This is a genomic window from Nocardiopsis sp. M1B1 (genome assembly GCF_052466615.1).
On record NZ_CP196194.1, the window covers coordinates 5,967,909 to 5,982,069 of the forward strand.

The 14,161-nt window shown below is 72.0% G+C and carries 12 protein-coding genes; 6 read left to right on the plus strand and 6 right to left on the minus strand.

Going from position 1 to position 14,161, the window contains the following annotated elements; genetic code table 11:
* Positions 1–309 precede the first annotated feature (309 nt).
* Positions 310–2,157 (plus strand): glutamine--fructose-6-phosphate transaminase (isomerizing), encoded by a 1,848-nt coding sequence (gene glmS, locus ACSTA4_RS25875; RefSeq protein ID WP_444961363.1) that lies wholly within the window; start codon positions 310–312, stop codon positions 2,155–2,157.
* A gap of 176 nt (positions 2,158–2,333) precedes the next feature.
* On the opposite strand, the gene ACSTA4_RS25880 is transcribed toward glmS, so the two are convergent.
* Together ACSTA4_RS25880 and ACSTA4_RS25885 are read right to left on the minus strand one after the other, a co-directional pair.
* The gene (locus tag ACSTA4_RS25880; RefSeq protein ID WP_444961364.1) at positions 2,334–2,702 is read right to left on the minus strand and encodes an STAS domain-containing protein; all 369 of its coding nucleotides are present in this window, start codon (positions 2,700–2,702) and stop codon (positions 2,334–2,336) included.
* A gap of 152 nt (positions 2,703–2,854) precedes the next feature.
* Complete coding sequence (locus tag ACSTA4_RS25885; RefSeq protein WP_444961365.1) at positions 2,855–3,406, minus strand: ATP-binding protein; 552 nt, start codon at positions 3,404–3,406, stop codon at positions 2,855–2,857.
* A gap of 370 nt (positions 3,407–3,776) precedes the next feature.
* Between ACSTA4_RS25885 and ACSTA4_RS25890 the strand changes: the two genes are divergently transcribed.
* Positions 3,777–4,613 carry a helix-turn-helix domain-containing protein gene (locus ACSTA4_RS25890; RefSeq protein ID WP_372491864.1) on the plus strand — a complete coding sequence of 279 codons (837 nt, stop codon included), beginning with the start codon at positions 3,777–3,779 and terminating at the stop codon, positions 4,611–4,613.
* Positions 4,614–5,145: 532 nt separating this feature from the next.
* On the plus strand, positions 5,146–5,382 hold the full coding sequence (locus ACSTA4_RS25895) for a DUF397 domain-containing protein (protein WP_047868858.1): 237 nt from the start codon (positions 5,146–5,148) through the stop codon (positions 5,380–5,382).
* A 269-nt stretch (positions 5,383–5,651) separates the two neighbouring features.
* Here ACSTA4_RS25895 and ACSTA4_RS25900 read toward each other — a convergent pair whose 3' ends face one another.
* Positions 5,652–6,998: a KamA family radical SAM protein gene (locus ACSTA4_RS25900; protein WP_444964276.1), complete on the minus strand. Its 1,347-nt coding sequence runs from the start codon at positions 6,996–6,998 to the stop codon at positions 5,652–5,654.
* A 345-nt stretch (positions 6,999–7,343) separates the two neighbouring features.
* Between ACSTA4_RS25900 and plsX the strand changes: the two genes are divergently transcribed.
* From plsX to ACSTA4_RS25915, 3 genes are all read left to right on the plus strand, one after another.
* Positions 7,344–8,468: a phosphate acyltransferase PlsX gene (gene plsX, locus ACSTA4_RS25905; RefSeq protein WP_444961366.1), complete on the plus strand. Its 1,125-nt coding sequence runs from the start codon at positions 7,344–7,346 to the stop codon at positions 8,466–8,468.
* Between the two features lie 185 nt (positions 8,469–8,653).
* Positions 8,654–10,399 carry an arginine--tRNA ligase gene (gene argS, locus ACSTA4_RS25910; RefSeq protein WP_444961367.1) on the plus strand — a complete coding sequence of 582 codons (1,746 nt, stop codon included), beginning with the start codon at positions 8,654–8,656 and terminating at the stop codon, positions 10,397–10,399.
* 355 nt (positions 10,400–10,754) lie between these two features.
* Entirely contained in the window at positions 10,755–11,363 is a 609-nt protein-coding gene (locus tag ACSTA4_RS25915) for a YceI family protein (protein WP_444961368.1), read from the plus strand.
* Positions 11,364–11,421: 58 nt separating this feature from the next.
* On the opposite strand, the gene ACSTA4_RS25920 is transcribed toward ACSTA4_RS25915, so the two are convergent.
* From ACSTA4_RS25920 to ACSTA4_RS25930, 3 genes are all read right to left on the minus strand, one after another.
* The gene (locus ACSTA4_RS25920) at positions 11,422–12,327 is read right to left on the minus strand and encodes a ribokinase (RefSeq protein WP_444961369.1); all 906 of its coding nucleotides are present in this window, start codon (positions 12,325–12,327) and stop codon (positions 11,422–11,424) included.
* Positions 12,324–13,151, minus strand: a complete 828-nt coding sequence (locus tag ACSTA4_RS25925) for an exodeoxyribonuclease III (RefSeq protein ID WP_248772174.1) — start codon at positions 13,149–13,151, stop codon at positions 12,324–12,326. Before ACSTA4_RS25925 ends, ACSTA4_RS25920 begins: the two co-directional genes overlap by 4 nt.
* Positions 13,152–13,284: 133 nt before the next feature.
* A complete protein-coding gene (locus ACSTA4_RS25930; RefSeq protein WP_444961370.1) occupies positions 13,285–14,055 on the minus strand; it encodes a DUF1963 domain-containing protein in 771 nt (256 codons plus the stop codon).
* Between the last annotated feature and the right edge of the window lie 106 nt (positions 14,056–14,161).

A 14,161-nucleotide genomic window follows, 5' to 3' on the forward strand; every position in this document is an offset into this window, starting at 1 on the left:
TCGTCGTGTGAGACACGAATGACCACCCTAGAGCAGGGGGTCGACCGCGACGGGCGGCCGGTCCCCACAAGTCCCGCAATGGACCCTGAAACGTGCCGTAAACCACATGTTCACGACACGCGCCCCCAAAATTTTGCCTGTCCTTCCCGGGGGGTGGAATCGGTTCCACTCGTTGCCTCCCCATGCCCCCGACCTGCGCGGTCTACTCCCCATGCACCAAATGGTCTATACCGCTACCTGGGAAAACGACCAGTGGTATGGATGCCTGGTTGGTCGATCCGACCGGCTTCTTCGCTTACGCTGGCGGCCATGTGCGGAATCGTTGGCTACGTCGGGCCGCAACCGGCGCTTGAAGTCGTCGTGGACGGCCTCGCAAGGTTGGAGTACCGCGGATATGACTCCGCGGGTGTGGCTGTGCTGGGCGACGGTGCTCTGCGCACCGAGAAGCGCGCGGGCAAGCTCGCGAACCTGCGCCGGGCGCTGGAGGAGCGGCCCGTCAGCGGCGACGGCGCCGGGATCGGGCACACGCGCTGGGCCACGCACGGCGCGCCCAACGACGTGAACGCCCACCCCCACGTGGACAACGACAACCGCGTCGCCGTCGTCCACAACGGCATCATCGAGAACTTCGCCTCGCTGCGCCTGGAGCTGGAGGAGAAGGGCTGCAAGTTCCTCTCCGAGACCGACACCGAGGTCGCCGCCCACCTGCTCAACACCGAGCTGGCCCGGACCGGCGAGCTGCCCGCCGCCATGCGCGCGGTGTGCAAGCGGCTGGAGGGCGCGTTCACCCTCGTGGCCGTCTCCGTGGACGACCCCGACCTGGTCGTGGCGGCCCGCCGCAACTCCCCGCTGGTCGTCGGCCGCGGTGAGGGCGAGAACTTCCTGGCCAGCGACGTGGCGGCGTTCATCGCCCACACGCGCGAGGCGGTCGAGCTGGGCCAGGACCAGGTCGTGGAGCTGCGCGCGGACTCGGTCACGGTGACCGACTACGACGGCAACCCCGTCGACGTGCGCGAGTACCACGTGGACTGGGACGCCTCCGCCGCCGAGAAGGGCGGCTACGACTACTTCATGCTCAAGGAGATCGTCGAGCAGCCGCGCGCGGTGGCCGACACCCTCCTGGGCCGCGTGACGGTGGACGGCCAGCTCACCCTGGACGAGATGCGCCTGTCCCCCGAGGACCTGCGCTCGGTCGAGAAGATCGTCATCATCGCCTGCGGCACCTCCTACCACGCGGGCCTGATCGCCAAGTACGCCATCGAGCACTGGTGCCGCATCCCGTGCGAGGTCGAGGTGGCCAGCGAGTTCCGCTACCGGGACCCGATCCTGGACCAGCAGACCCTGGTCATCGCCATCTCCCAGTCCGGCGAGAGCATGGACACCCTGATGGCGGTCCGCTACGCCCGCGAGCAGCGCGCCCGGGTGCTGGCCATCTGCAACGTCAACGGGTCCACCATCCCGCGCGAGTCCGACGGCGTGCTGTACACGCACGCGGGTCCGGAGGTCGGCGTCGCCGCCACCAAGACCTTCCTCACCCAGCTGGCCGCCTGCTACCTGATCGGCCTGTACCTGGCGCAGGTGCGCGGGCTGAAGTTCGGCGACGAGATCAACGCCGTGATCGCCCAGCTGGCCACCATGCCCGAGCAGATCGAGCGGGTCCTGGAGACGGCCGAGCCGGTCCGCGAGCTGGCCCGGTCGCTGGCCGACGCGGACACAGTGCTGTTCCTGGGCCGCCACGTGGGCTACCCCGTGGCGATGGAGGGCGCGCTCAAGCTCAAGGAGCTGGCGTACATGCACGCCGAGGCGTTCGCCGCCGGTGAGCTCAAGCACGGGTCGATCGCGCTGATCGAGGACGGTGTGCCGGTCGTCGTGGTGGTGCCCTCCCCGGAGGGCCGCAGCGTGCTGCACGACAAGATCGTGTCCAACATCCAGGAGGTGCGCGCCCGCGGCGCCCGCACCATCGTCATCGCCGAGGAGGGCGACGAGGTGGTCCGCCCGTACGCGGACGTGCTCATCCCCATCCCGGCCGTGCCGACCCTGCTCCAGCCGCTCGTGTCCACGATCCCCATGCAGGTGTTCGCCTGCGAGCTGGCCCTGGCCAAGGGCAACGACGTGGACCAGCCGCGCAACCTGGCCAAGAGCGTGACGGTCGAGTAGTAGCGGGACCGCAGGAGGGGGGCGTGTCCGGCGCGCGGCGCCGGGCGCGCCCCTCGTCGTGTCCGGAGGTGGGCGTGTCCGGGGGCCGGTGTGTCCAGGGCAGGTGTGCCCGGGGACGGTGTGCGTCCGGGGCGGCGGCGCGGCCGGGTGTCCGCTTGCCCGTGGGAACGCTCCCGTCAGCGCGGCGCGCCGTGCCCCGACCCGTCGTGGGCGGCGCGTGCGGCGGAGACGTCGGGGTGGGTCGGCAGGACCGCGCCCAGCCCCAGGACGTCGAGGATGCGGGTCAGCTGGCGCGGGGGGCAGGCCAGGAGAAGGTGGTGCCGGGCCCCCGCGGCGAAGCGCAGGGCGCGCACGAGGGCGTTGACGCCCGAGGCGTCGATGAACTCCACCTCGGACAGGTCCACCGCGACGCAGCCGTCGGCGGCGGCGGCCGTGATCCGGGTGAACGCCTCCTCGGCGGTGGCGATGTCGATCTCGCCGCCCAGCTCGACGACGGTGATCCCGTCACAGACGAACTGGTCCTGTTCCGTGTCCAGCACGGTCACGCCTCGCTCCGGGGATCGGGTGTAGGGAACTCTGCTCAGGACGCGGTCGGCCAAATGCCGACATGCGTTGACAGCCTACTCTTCCCGGGGGGCCCGTCCGGTGCCGTCCACAGCCCCGGAGTCCTTTTCCGACAACGCCTGAGAGGCGTGCCTCAACCCTCACCACCGCATATCGCCCACACGATTTTTCCGCGGCCGCGCACCGGTTCCCAGCCCCATTCCCGGCTGAAAGCGGAGACGAGACCGAGCCCCCGGCCCGACTCGGCGAAATGGTGGGCGTCCACTCTGACCGGGGCTTTTTCGCTGGAATCGGCGACCATGCACACCACTCCGCCCCGCCCGCCGTCGAGGCGGCGAAGCTGGACCACGACGCGGCCGTGAGGAGCACCGCCCTCGGGGAGGGCGTGGCGGCAGGCGTTGCCCACGAGTTCGGAGACGATGAGCCGGACGTCCTCCAGCTCCTCGCGGAACCCCCACTCCTCCAGGGCCCCGGAGGCGAACTCGCGCGCCCGGCGCACCGACTCCGGCGAGGCCGCGAACGCGCCCGCCGCGGCGTCCCTGGTCCGCGCGCGCTCCCCGACCGAGAGGCGGCCCAGTGGGTCGTCCCACCAGCCGCCCAGGAGTGCCCGGGAGGCCTCCGCGAGAGAGGGGCGGCTCCAGGAGGGCTCGGAGTCGGTCTCCGAGGACACCAGCTCTGCGTTCATCACGGTCCTCACGAGTGCGCTGTCGGTTGCCCCGTCCTCGGGGCCATCGTGGCTTACATCTGTAAGACACAGATGCACGTGCAGCTCAACGTCCGGCCCAGGGTATAGGACGAAGCACCCTTATTGGTAGATCCCCTGCGCAGAATTCACAGACGGGCATCCGTGTTTACACCAGGCACGCAAGGGGTCCATAGACCCCAACCCAATCCCCGACCGCCTCTGTCCGTAACGGAACCCCGTGGGTATACTGAGCGGTCGCCCGCACCAAAGCCGCTACAGCCGTTGCACAGGAGGCGATGTGGTCGCCGAAGAAGCATCGAATCTACAGGTCACCCAGGATTTCCTGGCCAATTCCAGCGGTGGCCCCACCGTGCTGCGCATTCTCCTGGGAACGCAGCTGAGGCGGCTGCGGCAGGAGAAGGGGATTTCGCGGCACGACGCCGGATACGCCATCCGCGCCTCACACGCCAAGATCAGCCGCATGGAGCTGGGCCAGGTCAGCTTCAAGCGCCGCGACGTGGACGACCTGCTCAAGCTCTACGGCGTGGACCGGGCGGACCAGCGCGAGGCCCTCCTCGGACTGGTCTCCAGCGCCAACGCCCAGGGCTGGTGGCACAAGTACGGCGACGTGCTGCCGAACTGGTTCGGCGTCTACGTCGGCCTGGAGGAGGCCGCGTCGGTCATCCGCACCTTCGAGGTGCAGTTCGTCCCGGGTCTGCTCCAGAGCGAGGACTACGCGCGCTCGGTCATCCGCCTGTCCCGGACCGCCACCTCGGACGAGGACGTGGACAGTCGTGTGCAGATGCGCATGCGCCGCCAGCGCAGATTCGTCGAACCGGACGCGCCCAGACTGTGGGCGGTCATCGACGAGGCCGTGCTGCACCGCCCCTACGGCGACACCCGGGTGATGCGCGGACAGATCGAGCACCTGGTCGAGATGGCCCGCCGCCCCAACATCACCCTCCAGATCGCCACCTTCGCCATGGGCGGCCACCCCGCCGCGGGCGGCCCCTTCAGCATCCTGCGCTTCCCCACCCCCCAGCTGCCCGACGTGGTCTACCTGGAGCAGCTGAGCAGCGCCCTGTACTTCGACAAGTACGACGACACCCACCGCTACGCGCAGACGATGGACCACCTCGCCACCCAGGCGCCGCCGCCCTCCGCCACGGAGGAGATCCTCCGCGGCTTCCTGGAGCGCTACTCCTGACCCCCGCCCGCCGGTTCCCGAGCCCCTGACCGGGGTACCCGCCTCGGGACACCCTCCCCCGACCCCGCCGAACACCCCGCCGACCCCCACTGCCCCCACCCCGGGTGCCCCGCCGCCCCGCCGACCGCCTCCCCCACCGTCGCCCCACGCCTGGTCGCTCTCCGCGCCCGGGCGTTCGCTTTGCGCACACGAAAACGGCCCCCCGATGGCCGCCTTCGGCCACGACCGGACAACGATCCGCAGGGGCCGAACCCCCTCCGAACCCGACGCGTTGGGCGTGACGTGCGGTTCCTTCCCCGAACCACCCGGCGCGCTTGCATAAGTACTTACTGCCGTAAGTACGAATGCACGTGCATAAGCTACGCTTTGGCTCGCACCGGGGATGAAACAGCCCAACGGGGGACAGGGCCACCCATGCCCGGGGTCGTCTTCCCGGTGGGGGCCGGGGGTTCGACACAACGGGCGCGGTGGACTGGACCGCCGCGTGTGGACACACCCCGCTCACGCGTCCCCCACGTTCCAGGAGGTTGAGATGCATCCGATCTACAACGGCGTTCCCGCCGGCAGCCTGCCGAAGGTCGTCTGGACCAAGAGCAGCTGGAGCAACCCGGACGGGAACTGTGTCGAGGTCGCCGCGCTACCGGACGGGGACATCGCCGTGCGCAACTCGCGCGACCCCCAGGGACCGGCACTCGTCTACACCCCCGCCGAGATCGAGGCCTTCGTGCGCGGCGCCAAGACCGGCGACTTCGACGCCCTCCTGAGCTGACCCGACTCCCCCGCCCCTCAGACCATCCCGGAAAGGGTCCGCGTCGAGGGCCGCCGTGACCACCCGAACCCGTCCGGCGGCCCGCACTCCGTCCACGGCGCGGACGCGAGCGGAGCCCGGCACCACCGCGGTGCCGGGCTCCGTCTTGTTTCCGGGGCCGCGCGCGGCGGACGGGGCCCGCCCCAGGGACGCTCCAATTCCCCTGGGACGGGACCGCCGTCCGCTCCTCCCCCGACCCCGGGGCCGGGGCGCGCGGCGCCGGGTCGTGGCTACAGGCGGGTGGGATCGACCAGGCCGCCGGACGCGCCGGCCGGGGGCTGCTCCCACGGCAGGTGGGTGGCGCCCAGGGCGGGCTTGAGGTCGAACAGCCACGCGGCCTTCTCGTCGTACTCAGCGAAGAAGGGCCTGCCGACCAGCTCGGGGTCGCGCGCCTGGATGAAGTGCAGGACGAAGACCTTCTGGCCCGCCACCTCGGCGACGCCGTCCACGCACACCTTGCCCGGGGTCGCCGACATCGACGGGCCGCGCACCGTGCGGGCCAGTCCCGAGACGTTCTTGTAGGCGCCGCGGAAGATCTCGTAGGCCTCCGCCAGCGGCACCGCGAAGTAGTCCTGCGGGCCCGTGTCACGCTCGACGAACATGTAGTACGGGACCATGCCGTGCCGCAGGTGGGTACGCCACATGCTCTCCCACACGGCGGAGTCGTCGTTGATCGTGCGGATCAGCGGCGCCTGCGTGCGGATGACGGCGCCGGTCGCGCGGATGCGGCGCACCGCCTCCTGGACCAGCTCGGGCCGCATCTCGTTGGGGTGGGAGAAGTGGGCCATGAACGCGAGGTTCTTGCCCGAGGCCACGACCTTCTCGAACAGGCGCAGGGTGTCGTCGGCGTCCGGGTCGGTGACGAAGCGCTGCGGCCAGTAGGCCAGCGCCTTCGTGCCGATGCGGATGGCCTCCAGGTGCTCGATCTCCAGCAGCGGCTCGATGTACTTGGAGATGACCCCCTCGCCCATGATCATCGGGTCGCCGCCGGTGAACAGGACGCTGGTGACCTCGGGGTGCGAGCGGACGTAGTCGACGAGCTGGTCGATCTCGCTGGAGGCGAACTTCAGGTCGGCGTCGCCGACGAACTGGGCCCAGCGGAAGCAGTACGTGCAGTACGCGTGACAGGTCTGCCCCTGCTTGGGGAAGAAGAGCACGGTCTCCTTGTACTTGTGCTGGACGCCGGGGATGGGCTCCTCGTTGGCCAGCTTGGGCACGTTGAGGTCCATCTGGCCCGCGGGGTGCGGGTTCAGGCGGGCGCGGATCTGGTTGGCGGCCTCGTTCAGCTCCTTGCGCTGGGCGCCAGAGCGCAGCAGGTCGGCGATCCGGGACACGTCGTCCTGGGGCAGCATGTCCGCCTGCGGGAAGACCAGGCGGTAGATCGGATCGTCGGGAGCCGCGTCCCAGTCGATCAGCTCGTCGACGACGTAGCTGTTGACCCGGAACGGCAGCACGGTGGCCACCGCCTGCACGGCGAGCCGCTCGTCGGCGGCGAGCCCGGCTCGCGTGGTGAGCTCGTCGAGGTGTTTCGTCGTGTAGGCACGAAACCGACGTCCGGCGGACGGGGACGTTGCCACGTCTGGCGTAACGCTCACGCCTCTCCTCTCTGCGGGTGAGCAGGGTGCCCGACGGGTTGGTGCGGGCAGCCCTGAGCCGGCGGTTCCGGTGCGCGTGCGCACCGGCGGACCACCGGGAGGTGTTCGATGTGGTTGTCGCGTGCCGCCGGAGGGTGATCACACCCCGGGGCAGCGAGCGGATATACCCCGTTTGGGGACTTTTATCCATCATGCGGGAAGTCCAGTCCTGACCTGGACATACGGGAAGTATCCTCGCATGAGTAGACGAAAGTGCCCGACGGCGCCGCCACCGCGCGACCCGATACCGTGTCACCGCGTCCGCCCACCACACCCGTGAGGGAACAGTTGACTGGTACACCCGACGCGGAGGCGTCCGTCGCGCGGCGCTCGTCCCCGCCGATCATCGCCGTGGACGCGATGGGCGGCGACAACGCGCCCGCCGAGATCGTGCGGGGGGCCGTGCTGGCCGTCCGCGAACTCGGCCTGCGCGTCCTGCTCGTGGGGCGGCGCAGCGAGATCGCCGCGCTGCTCGCCGAGGAGGGCGCGCTGCGCGACATCCCCATCGTGCACGCCGAGGACAACCTGGCCATGCACGAGGGCGCCCTGGCCAGCTGGCGGCGGCCCCGCTCCAGCGCGGCCGTCTCCTGCCGCCTGATCCGCCGGGGCGACGCCGACGCCCTGGTCTCGGCCGGTTCCACCGGCGGGATCGTGGCGACCTCCACCGTGCGGCTGCGCACCCAGCCCGGGGTGCTGCGCCCGGCGCTGGCTGTGACCCTTCCCACCGGCGAGACGCCCACGATCATGGTGGACGCCGGGGCCAACGCCGACGCCAAGCCCGAGATGCTGGTGCAGTTCGCGCACCTGGGCTGCGCGTACGCCCAGACCGCGTTCGGGGTGCGCAGGCCCAGGGTGGGCGTGCTCACCATCGGCTCGGAGCCGGGCAAGGGCAACAAGCTCGTGCGCCGGGCGACGGAGCTGCTGGCGGCCACCGCGGAGGGGCCCCCGGCGATGGACTTCCGGGGCAACATCGAGGGCCACGACCTTCTCGCGCGCAAGGTGGACGTGGTGGTGACCGACGGCCACACCGGCAACGTGGCGCTGAAGTCGGTGGAGGGCACGGCCGCGTTCGCGATGGAGGCCGTGCACGCGGCGCTGACCTCCTCGACCGCGGCCAAGGCGGGCGCGCTGTTGCAGCGTAAGGCGCTGCGGAGCCTGCGCGAGCGGCTGGACAGCGAGACCTACGGCGGCGCAGCGCTGCTGGGCCTGAACGGGACCGTGGTGATCGCGCACGGAGACAGCCGGGCCAAGGGCGTGGCCCGGGCCTGCCAACTGGCCAACGACCTGGCGGGCGGCCGCATCGGGGAGCAGATCCGCCGCCGGGTGCACAGCCGCCCGCCGAACTGGCTGCACCGCCTGGCCCAGTCCGAGGCGCCGGGGCAGCGGGGCGCGGAGCAGCCCGAGGACCGCTGACGGGCGGCCCGGGAAGAGGCACCGGTACGCGGGCAGCGCGAAGCGGACGGCGTCTGGGGACCCCCTTGCATCCAGGTTATTTCCGGTCGACGCACCGCGCCCAGCCCCTCCCGGGGCCTGTGGACGACCGCCCGCCCCGGCCCGTACGGGCCGGGAGGGGCGGCTCCGGTCGGTACGCTTGGGGCATGGCCGACCCGCAGGAAGTACTCTCGCGACGGGTCCAGTCAGCCCTCGGCGCCGCCTTCGGCCCCGAGTTCGCCGACACCGACCCCGTCATCCGCCCGTCCCAGTTCGCCGACTACCAGGCGAACGCCGCGCTCGCGCTCGCCAAGCGACTGGGCCGAAAGCCGCGTGAGGTGTCCGCGGCGATCATGGAGCACCTGGACGTGGCCGACGTCTGCCGCGACGTCGAGGTCAGCGGGCCGGGCTTCATCAACCTGACGCTGCGCGAGGACTGGATCGCCGGGCAGACCCGTCGGCTCCTGGACGACCCGCGCCTGGGCGTGCCCGAGCAGGAGCGCCAGAACATCCCGCTGGACTACTCCGCGCCCAACGTGGCCAAGGAGATGCACGTCGGGCACCTGCGCACCACCGTGGTCGGCGACGCGCTCGCGCGCACCCTGGAGTTCCTGGGCCACAACGTCATCCGCCAGAACCACATCGGCGACTGGGGCACCCCCTTCGGCATGCTCATCGAGCACCTGCTGGAGGTGGGCGAGGACTCCCCCGAGGCGGACCTGGTCACCACCGACCCCAACGCCTTCTACCAGGCGGCCCGGAGCAAGTTCGACTCCTCGGGCCCCGGCCCCGACGACTTCGCCGCGCGCGCCCGCCGCCGCGTGGTCTCCCTCCAGAGCGGCGACGAGGAGACGCTGCGCCTGTGGCGCAAGCTCGTCGGCCTGTCCAAGGTCTACTTCAACAAGGTGTACGCCAAGCTCGGCGTGACCCTCACCGACGAGGACCTGGCCGGGGAGAGCAGCTACAACTCCGCGCTCGCCGACGTGTGCGAGGAGCTGGAGGCCAAGGGCATCGCCGAGATCAGCGACGGCGCCCTGTGCGTGTTCCTGGAGGGCTTCACCGGCCGCGAGGACAAGCCCGTCCCGCTGATCGTGCGCAAGAGCGACGGCGGCTACGGCTACGCCACCACCGACCTGGCCACCGTCCGCCACCGCGTGGACGACCTCAAGGCCGACCGCATCCTGTACGTGGTCGGCGCCCCGCAGGCCATGCACTTCAAGATGGTGTGGGCCGCCGCCCGCGAGGCCGGATGGCTGCCCGAGGGCGTGGAGACCGTCCACGTGCAGATCGGCAACGTGCTGGGCAGCGACGGCAAGATCCTGCGCACCCGCAGCGGCGCCCCGGTGCGCCTCATGGCGCTGCTGGACGAGGCGATCGAGCGCGCCGCCGCGGTGGTCGCGCAGAACCGCCCCGACCTGGACGCCGAGGGCCAGGCCGAGATCGCCCGCCAGGTGGGCATCGGCGCGGTCAAGTACGCCGACCTGTCGGTCGCGCACGACACCGAGTACACCTTCGACTTCGACCGGATGCTGGCCCTGACCGGCAACACCGGCCCGTACCTGCAGTACGCCCAGGCCCGGATCCGGTCGATCTTCCGCAAGGGCGGCCTGGAGCTGTCGCAGGCCAGGGGGGACATCAGCGTCTCCGAGGGCGCCGAGCGCGACCTGGCCCTCAAGCTGCTGGAGTTCGGCGCGGTGGTGGCGCAGGTCGGCGACCTGCTCCAGCCGCACCGGCTGTCCACGTACCTGTTCGAGCTGGCGCAGTCCCTGACGGCCTTCTACGAGCACTGCCCGGTGCTGACCGCCTCCGACGAGGCCGAGCGCGAGTCGCGTCTGGCGCTGGTCGCGGTGGCGTTCCGGGTCCTGGTCCAGGGTCTGGACCTGCTGGGCGTGGAGGCTCCCGAGCACATGTAGCGGAGCGCACGCGGGCCCGCCGGGCGCGCGTGCGGTAGGAGGCCGGGGCGGCGCCGCCCCGGCCTTCTTCGTGTGCGCTCCGGCCTTGCCGCGTGCGCTGGTGGCCGTGGGTGCGCGGCCCTTCGCGTGCCGTGCCGGTCCGCCGTCACGCGGCTGACCGGTTCCGGTCGCCGGGAACCGCCCGGGGGATCTCACACGCGGCGAACCGGCTCGTCAGAGGCGGTTTCAGCGCCTGCGCGGCCACCGAGTCGAAGATCTCGCCCCCCACCGGGCCGGAACTCCGTTCCCCGTCCGGGCGTCAGACCTAAAGTATGTGGACAAAAGCCTCAGATAAGACAAAAGGGAGAAATCGGTAATGACAACCGCCCCCGCGGAGGTCGGTCCCGGACCCGGCACCTGGTACCTCGACCCGCTGCACTCCAGCCTGATCTTCGTCGCCCACTACCTGCGCTTCGGCCGGGTCCAGGGCACGTTCGGCCAGGCCTGGGGCCGCGTCGCCGTCGCCGAGGAGCCCGAACGGTCCGCGGTGGAGGTCGTCCTCGACGCCGCCAGCGTCAACACCGGTGTGGGCGCGCGCGACGCCCACCTGCGCTCCCCCGACTTCCTGGACGTGGACCACCACCCCGAGCTGCGCTTCGTCTCCACCGGGCTGGAAGCGGGCGGGCGCAACCCCAACGCCTTCCGCCTGCACGGCGACCTGACCATCCACGGCACGACCGTGCCCACCGTGCTGGACGCCCAGTGGGTGGGCGAGGCCCCGGACTACGCCTCCCCCGAGGACACCCACGGCCACTTCTTCTCCGCCACCACCCGGATCCGCCTCTCGGACTTCGGCGTGGGCGACGGCGGGCCGGTGCCCTGGGGAGGCCGCATGGTCGGCGACGCCGTGGACATCGTGCTGGAGGTGCGCCTCCAGAACCAGGACCCCGCCCCCTTCCTCCGGCAGATCGGGCACGCGCCCTGAGGAGCGCGTGCCCGATCGCCCGGGGCCCCGCGGGAGCCGGGGAGGGGCGGCGGCGGACTCAGCCGCCCAGCAGCGCCTCGACCTCGTCCCGGGAGGCCATCGACGAACTGGCGCCGTGCCGCTGGACCGAGAGCGCGGCCGCCGCGGCGGCGAACCGCATGGCCTCCTCCGGGGTGCGGCCCTCCGCGCGGGCGACCGCGAACGACCCGCAGAAGACGTCCCCGGCCGCCGTGGTGTCCACCGCCTCCACCCGGCGCGCGGGAACGTGCAACGGCTCTTCCCCTCTGCGGCCGTGGAGCGATCCGTCCTCGCCCAGGGTCAGCAGCACCTCCGGAACCAGTTCCAGCAGCGCGGCCAGCGCCTCGCGCGGCTCGGCGCGGCCGGTGATCGCGGCCGCCTCGTGCTGGTTGGGCACCAGGACGTCCACCGACTCCAGGAGTTCGGCGGGCAGCTCGCGCGCGGGAGCCGGGGTCAGGTAGACCGGGACGCCCAGCTCGCGGCCGGCGCGCGCGGCCGAGACCACCGCCTCCATGGGCAGTTCGAGCTGGAGCAGCAGGGCGGCGCTGCCCCCGATGACCCCGGGGTCGCCCGCGGCCACTCCGGTGACCTCGCCGTTGGCCCCGGGCACGACGATGATCGAGTTGCCGCCCCCGCCGTCCACGACGATGTGCGCCACCCCCGACGCCCCTGGCACCGTGCGCAGCCCGGACACGTCGATGCCGCTGCCGACGAGGTTGGCGCGCAGGTCCTCCCCGAAGGAGTCCTCGCCCACCGCGCCGAGTAAGGCCACGTCGGCCCCGGCCCTGGCCGCGGCCACGGCCTGGTTGGCGCCCTTGCCGCCGGGCACCTGGCGAAAGGCCGTGCCCGTGACCGTCTCCCCGCTGGCGGGCACCTGTTCGACGTAGGCGACCAGGTCCATGTTGACGCTGCCGAAGACCGCCACGCGCGGCGCCGCGGCGCTCACTTGGCCGCCTCCCTGGCCACGGCCTCGCCGCCGTCGCCGTCCAGGCCCACGATGACCGGGGCGTGGTCGGAGGCGCCCTTGCCCTTGCGCTCCTCGCGGTCGATGCTCGCGCCGCTGACGCGGTCGCGCAGCGCCGGGGAGGCGAGCACGAAGTCGATGCGCATGCCCCTGCGCTTGGGGAAGGCCAGGCCCTTGTAGTCCCAGTAGGTGTACACGCCGGGGCCGGGGGTGTAGGCGCGCACGACCTCGTCGAACCCGGCGCCGACCAGCTTGTCGAAGGCCACCCGCTCGGGCTCGGTGACGTGGGTGCTGCCCTCGAAGGCGGCCATGTCCCACACGTCCTCGTCGCGCGGGGCGATGTTGAAGTCGCCGACGTAGGCGATCTGGGCGTCGGGGTCGGCGGCCAGGCTGGCGGCGCCCGCCTCGCGCAGCGCCTCCAGCCAGCGGAGCTTGTAGGCGTAGTGGGGGTGGTCGACCTCGCGCCCGTTGGGCACGTACAGGCTCCACACCTGCACGCCCCCGCAGGTGGCGCCGATGGCTCGGGCCTCGGCCTCCTCGGGGTCGCCGTAGCCGGGCTGGCCGGGGAAGCCGATCCGCACGTCCTCCAGACCGACGCGTGAGGCGATCGCGACCCCGTTCCACTGGGACAGGCCGTGGTGGGCCACCTCGTAGCCGCGGTCGGTGAGGACCGAGGCGGGGAACTGGTCGTCCCGGGCCTTGGTCTCCTGGATGGCGAGGACGTCGACGTCGCTCCGGTCCAGCCAGGCGCCGATCCGCTCGGCCCTGGCCCGGGCACTGTTCACATTCCATGTCGCGATACGCACAGCAGAAGGCTAGGCCATGGCGGCGACGGGACCGGCCTCGCCGGGGAGCCGGTCCCGCGTGTCCGCGGCCGCGCCCGCGGGCCGACCGGGACCGCGCGGAGCGGACCGCGCCGCCGCGACGGCCGCGCGACCGTCAGGGGTGGGAGCCCAGCACCCCGCCCACCGCCTTCGTGAAGTCCATCGCCTCCAGGTCGTGGCGGTACATGACCCACACCGCGTACCCGGTCCAGCCGGGGGCGCCGAACATCTCGTAGGAGGCCTGGGCCAGCAGCACGCGCTCCCCTCCGTCACGCTCGTAGTCCGCCGGGGTCTGGACGAAGGGCGGGTCCTGCGGCGAGTAGGCGTACCCGCCCAGGAGCAGGTCGGACCGGCGCACGTGCTCCGCACGGTCGTACTGCTCCAACCGGTGCTCCCGGTAGACCCGCTCGGTCTCCCCGTCCGCGACGACGGCGCCGTCGGCACCCGTCGGCATGCTCCAGGCCGTCCGGGCGTAGAGGGGGTACGGGTCCGTGTGGGGTGTGCCCTCCTCGGGGGTGCGTTCGGTCGCGGCCGCCCCCGCGGGGACGTGGACCACGGCGCCGTCGCCCGCGGACCCCTCCGGGTCGCGCCGGTTGGCGAAGAACAGCAGTTGGCCGTCCTGCGGCAGCGGGAAGTCGAGCACGTCCCGGGGCAGGGCCGCGCAGTCCACGGAGGCGATGAGGTCCGGGAAGCCGTTCCAGTCGGAGTCCGGGGGGAGGACGGGACGGCCGCCGTACCGCCCGGCGAGGACCCCGCCGCCCTCGTCCGCGGGGCCCAGTCCGATCTGTGGGCGGGCCAGGCGCAGGGCCGTGTCGACGGCGTGGTCGGGTACGCCGTTGCGGCGGGCCGAGTCGCGGTACTCCTCGAAACTGTCCATGGCGGACATGCTGTCGCATCGGGGGACATACCGCCGCGCGGGCGGGCCCGCGACGGCGACGCCCGGCCGGGGGTGGCGCGGTGGAGGGCGCGGCCCCCGCGCGGACAGGGGCGGG

Bases quoted from the DNA above. Each gene is read 5' to 3' on its own strand.
- ACSTA4_RS25895 (WP_047868858.1), top strand. From the start codon at position 5,146: ATGCATCCGATCTACAACGGCGTTCCCGCCGGCAGCCTGCCGAAGGTC.
- ACSTA4_RS25915 (WP_444961368.1), top strand. From the start codon at position 10,755: ATGACAACCGCCCCCGCGGAGGTCGGTCCCGGACCCGGCACCTGGTAC.
- glmS (WP_444961363.1), top strand. From the start codon at position 310: ATGTGCGGAATCGTTGGCTACGTCGGGCCGCAACCGGCGCTTGAAGTC.
- ACSTA4_RS25930 (WP_444961370.1), bottom strand. From the start codon at position 14,055: ATGTCCGCCATGGACAGTTTCGAGGAGTACCGCGACTCGGCCCGCCGC.
- argS (WP_444961367.1), top strand. From the start codon at position 8,654: ATGGCCGACCCGCAGGAAGTACTCTCGCGACGGGTCCAGTCAGCCCTC.
- ACSTA4_RS25885 (WP_444961365.1), bottom strand. From the start codon at position 3,406: ATGAACGCAGAGCTGGTGTCCTCGGAGACCGACTCCGAGCCCTCCTGG.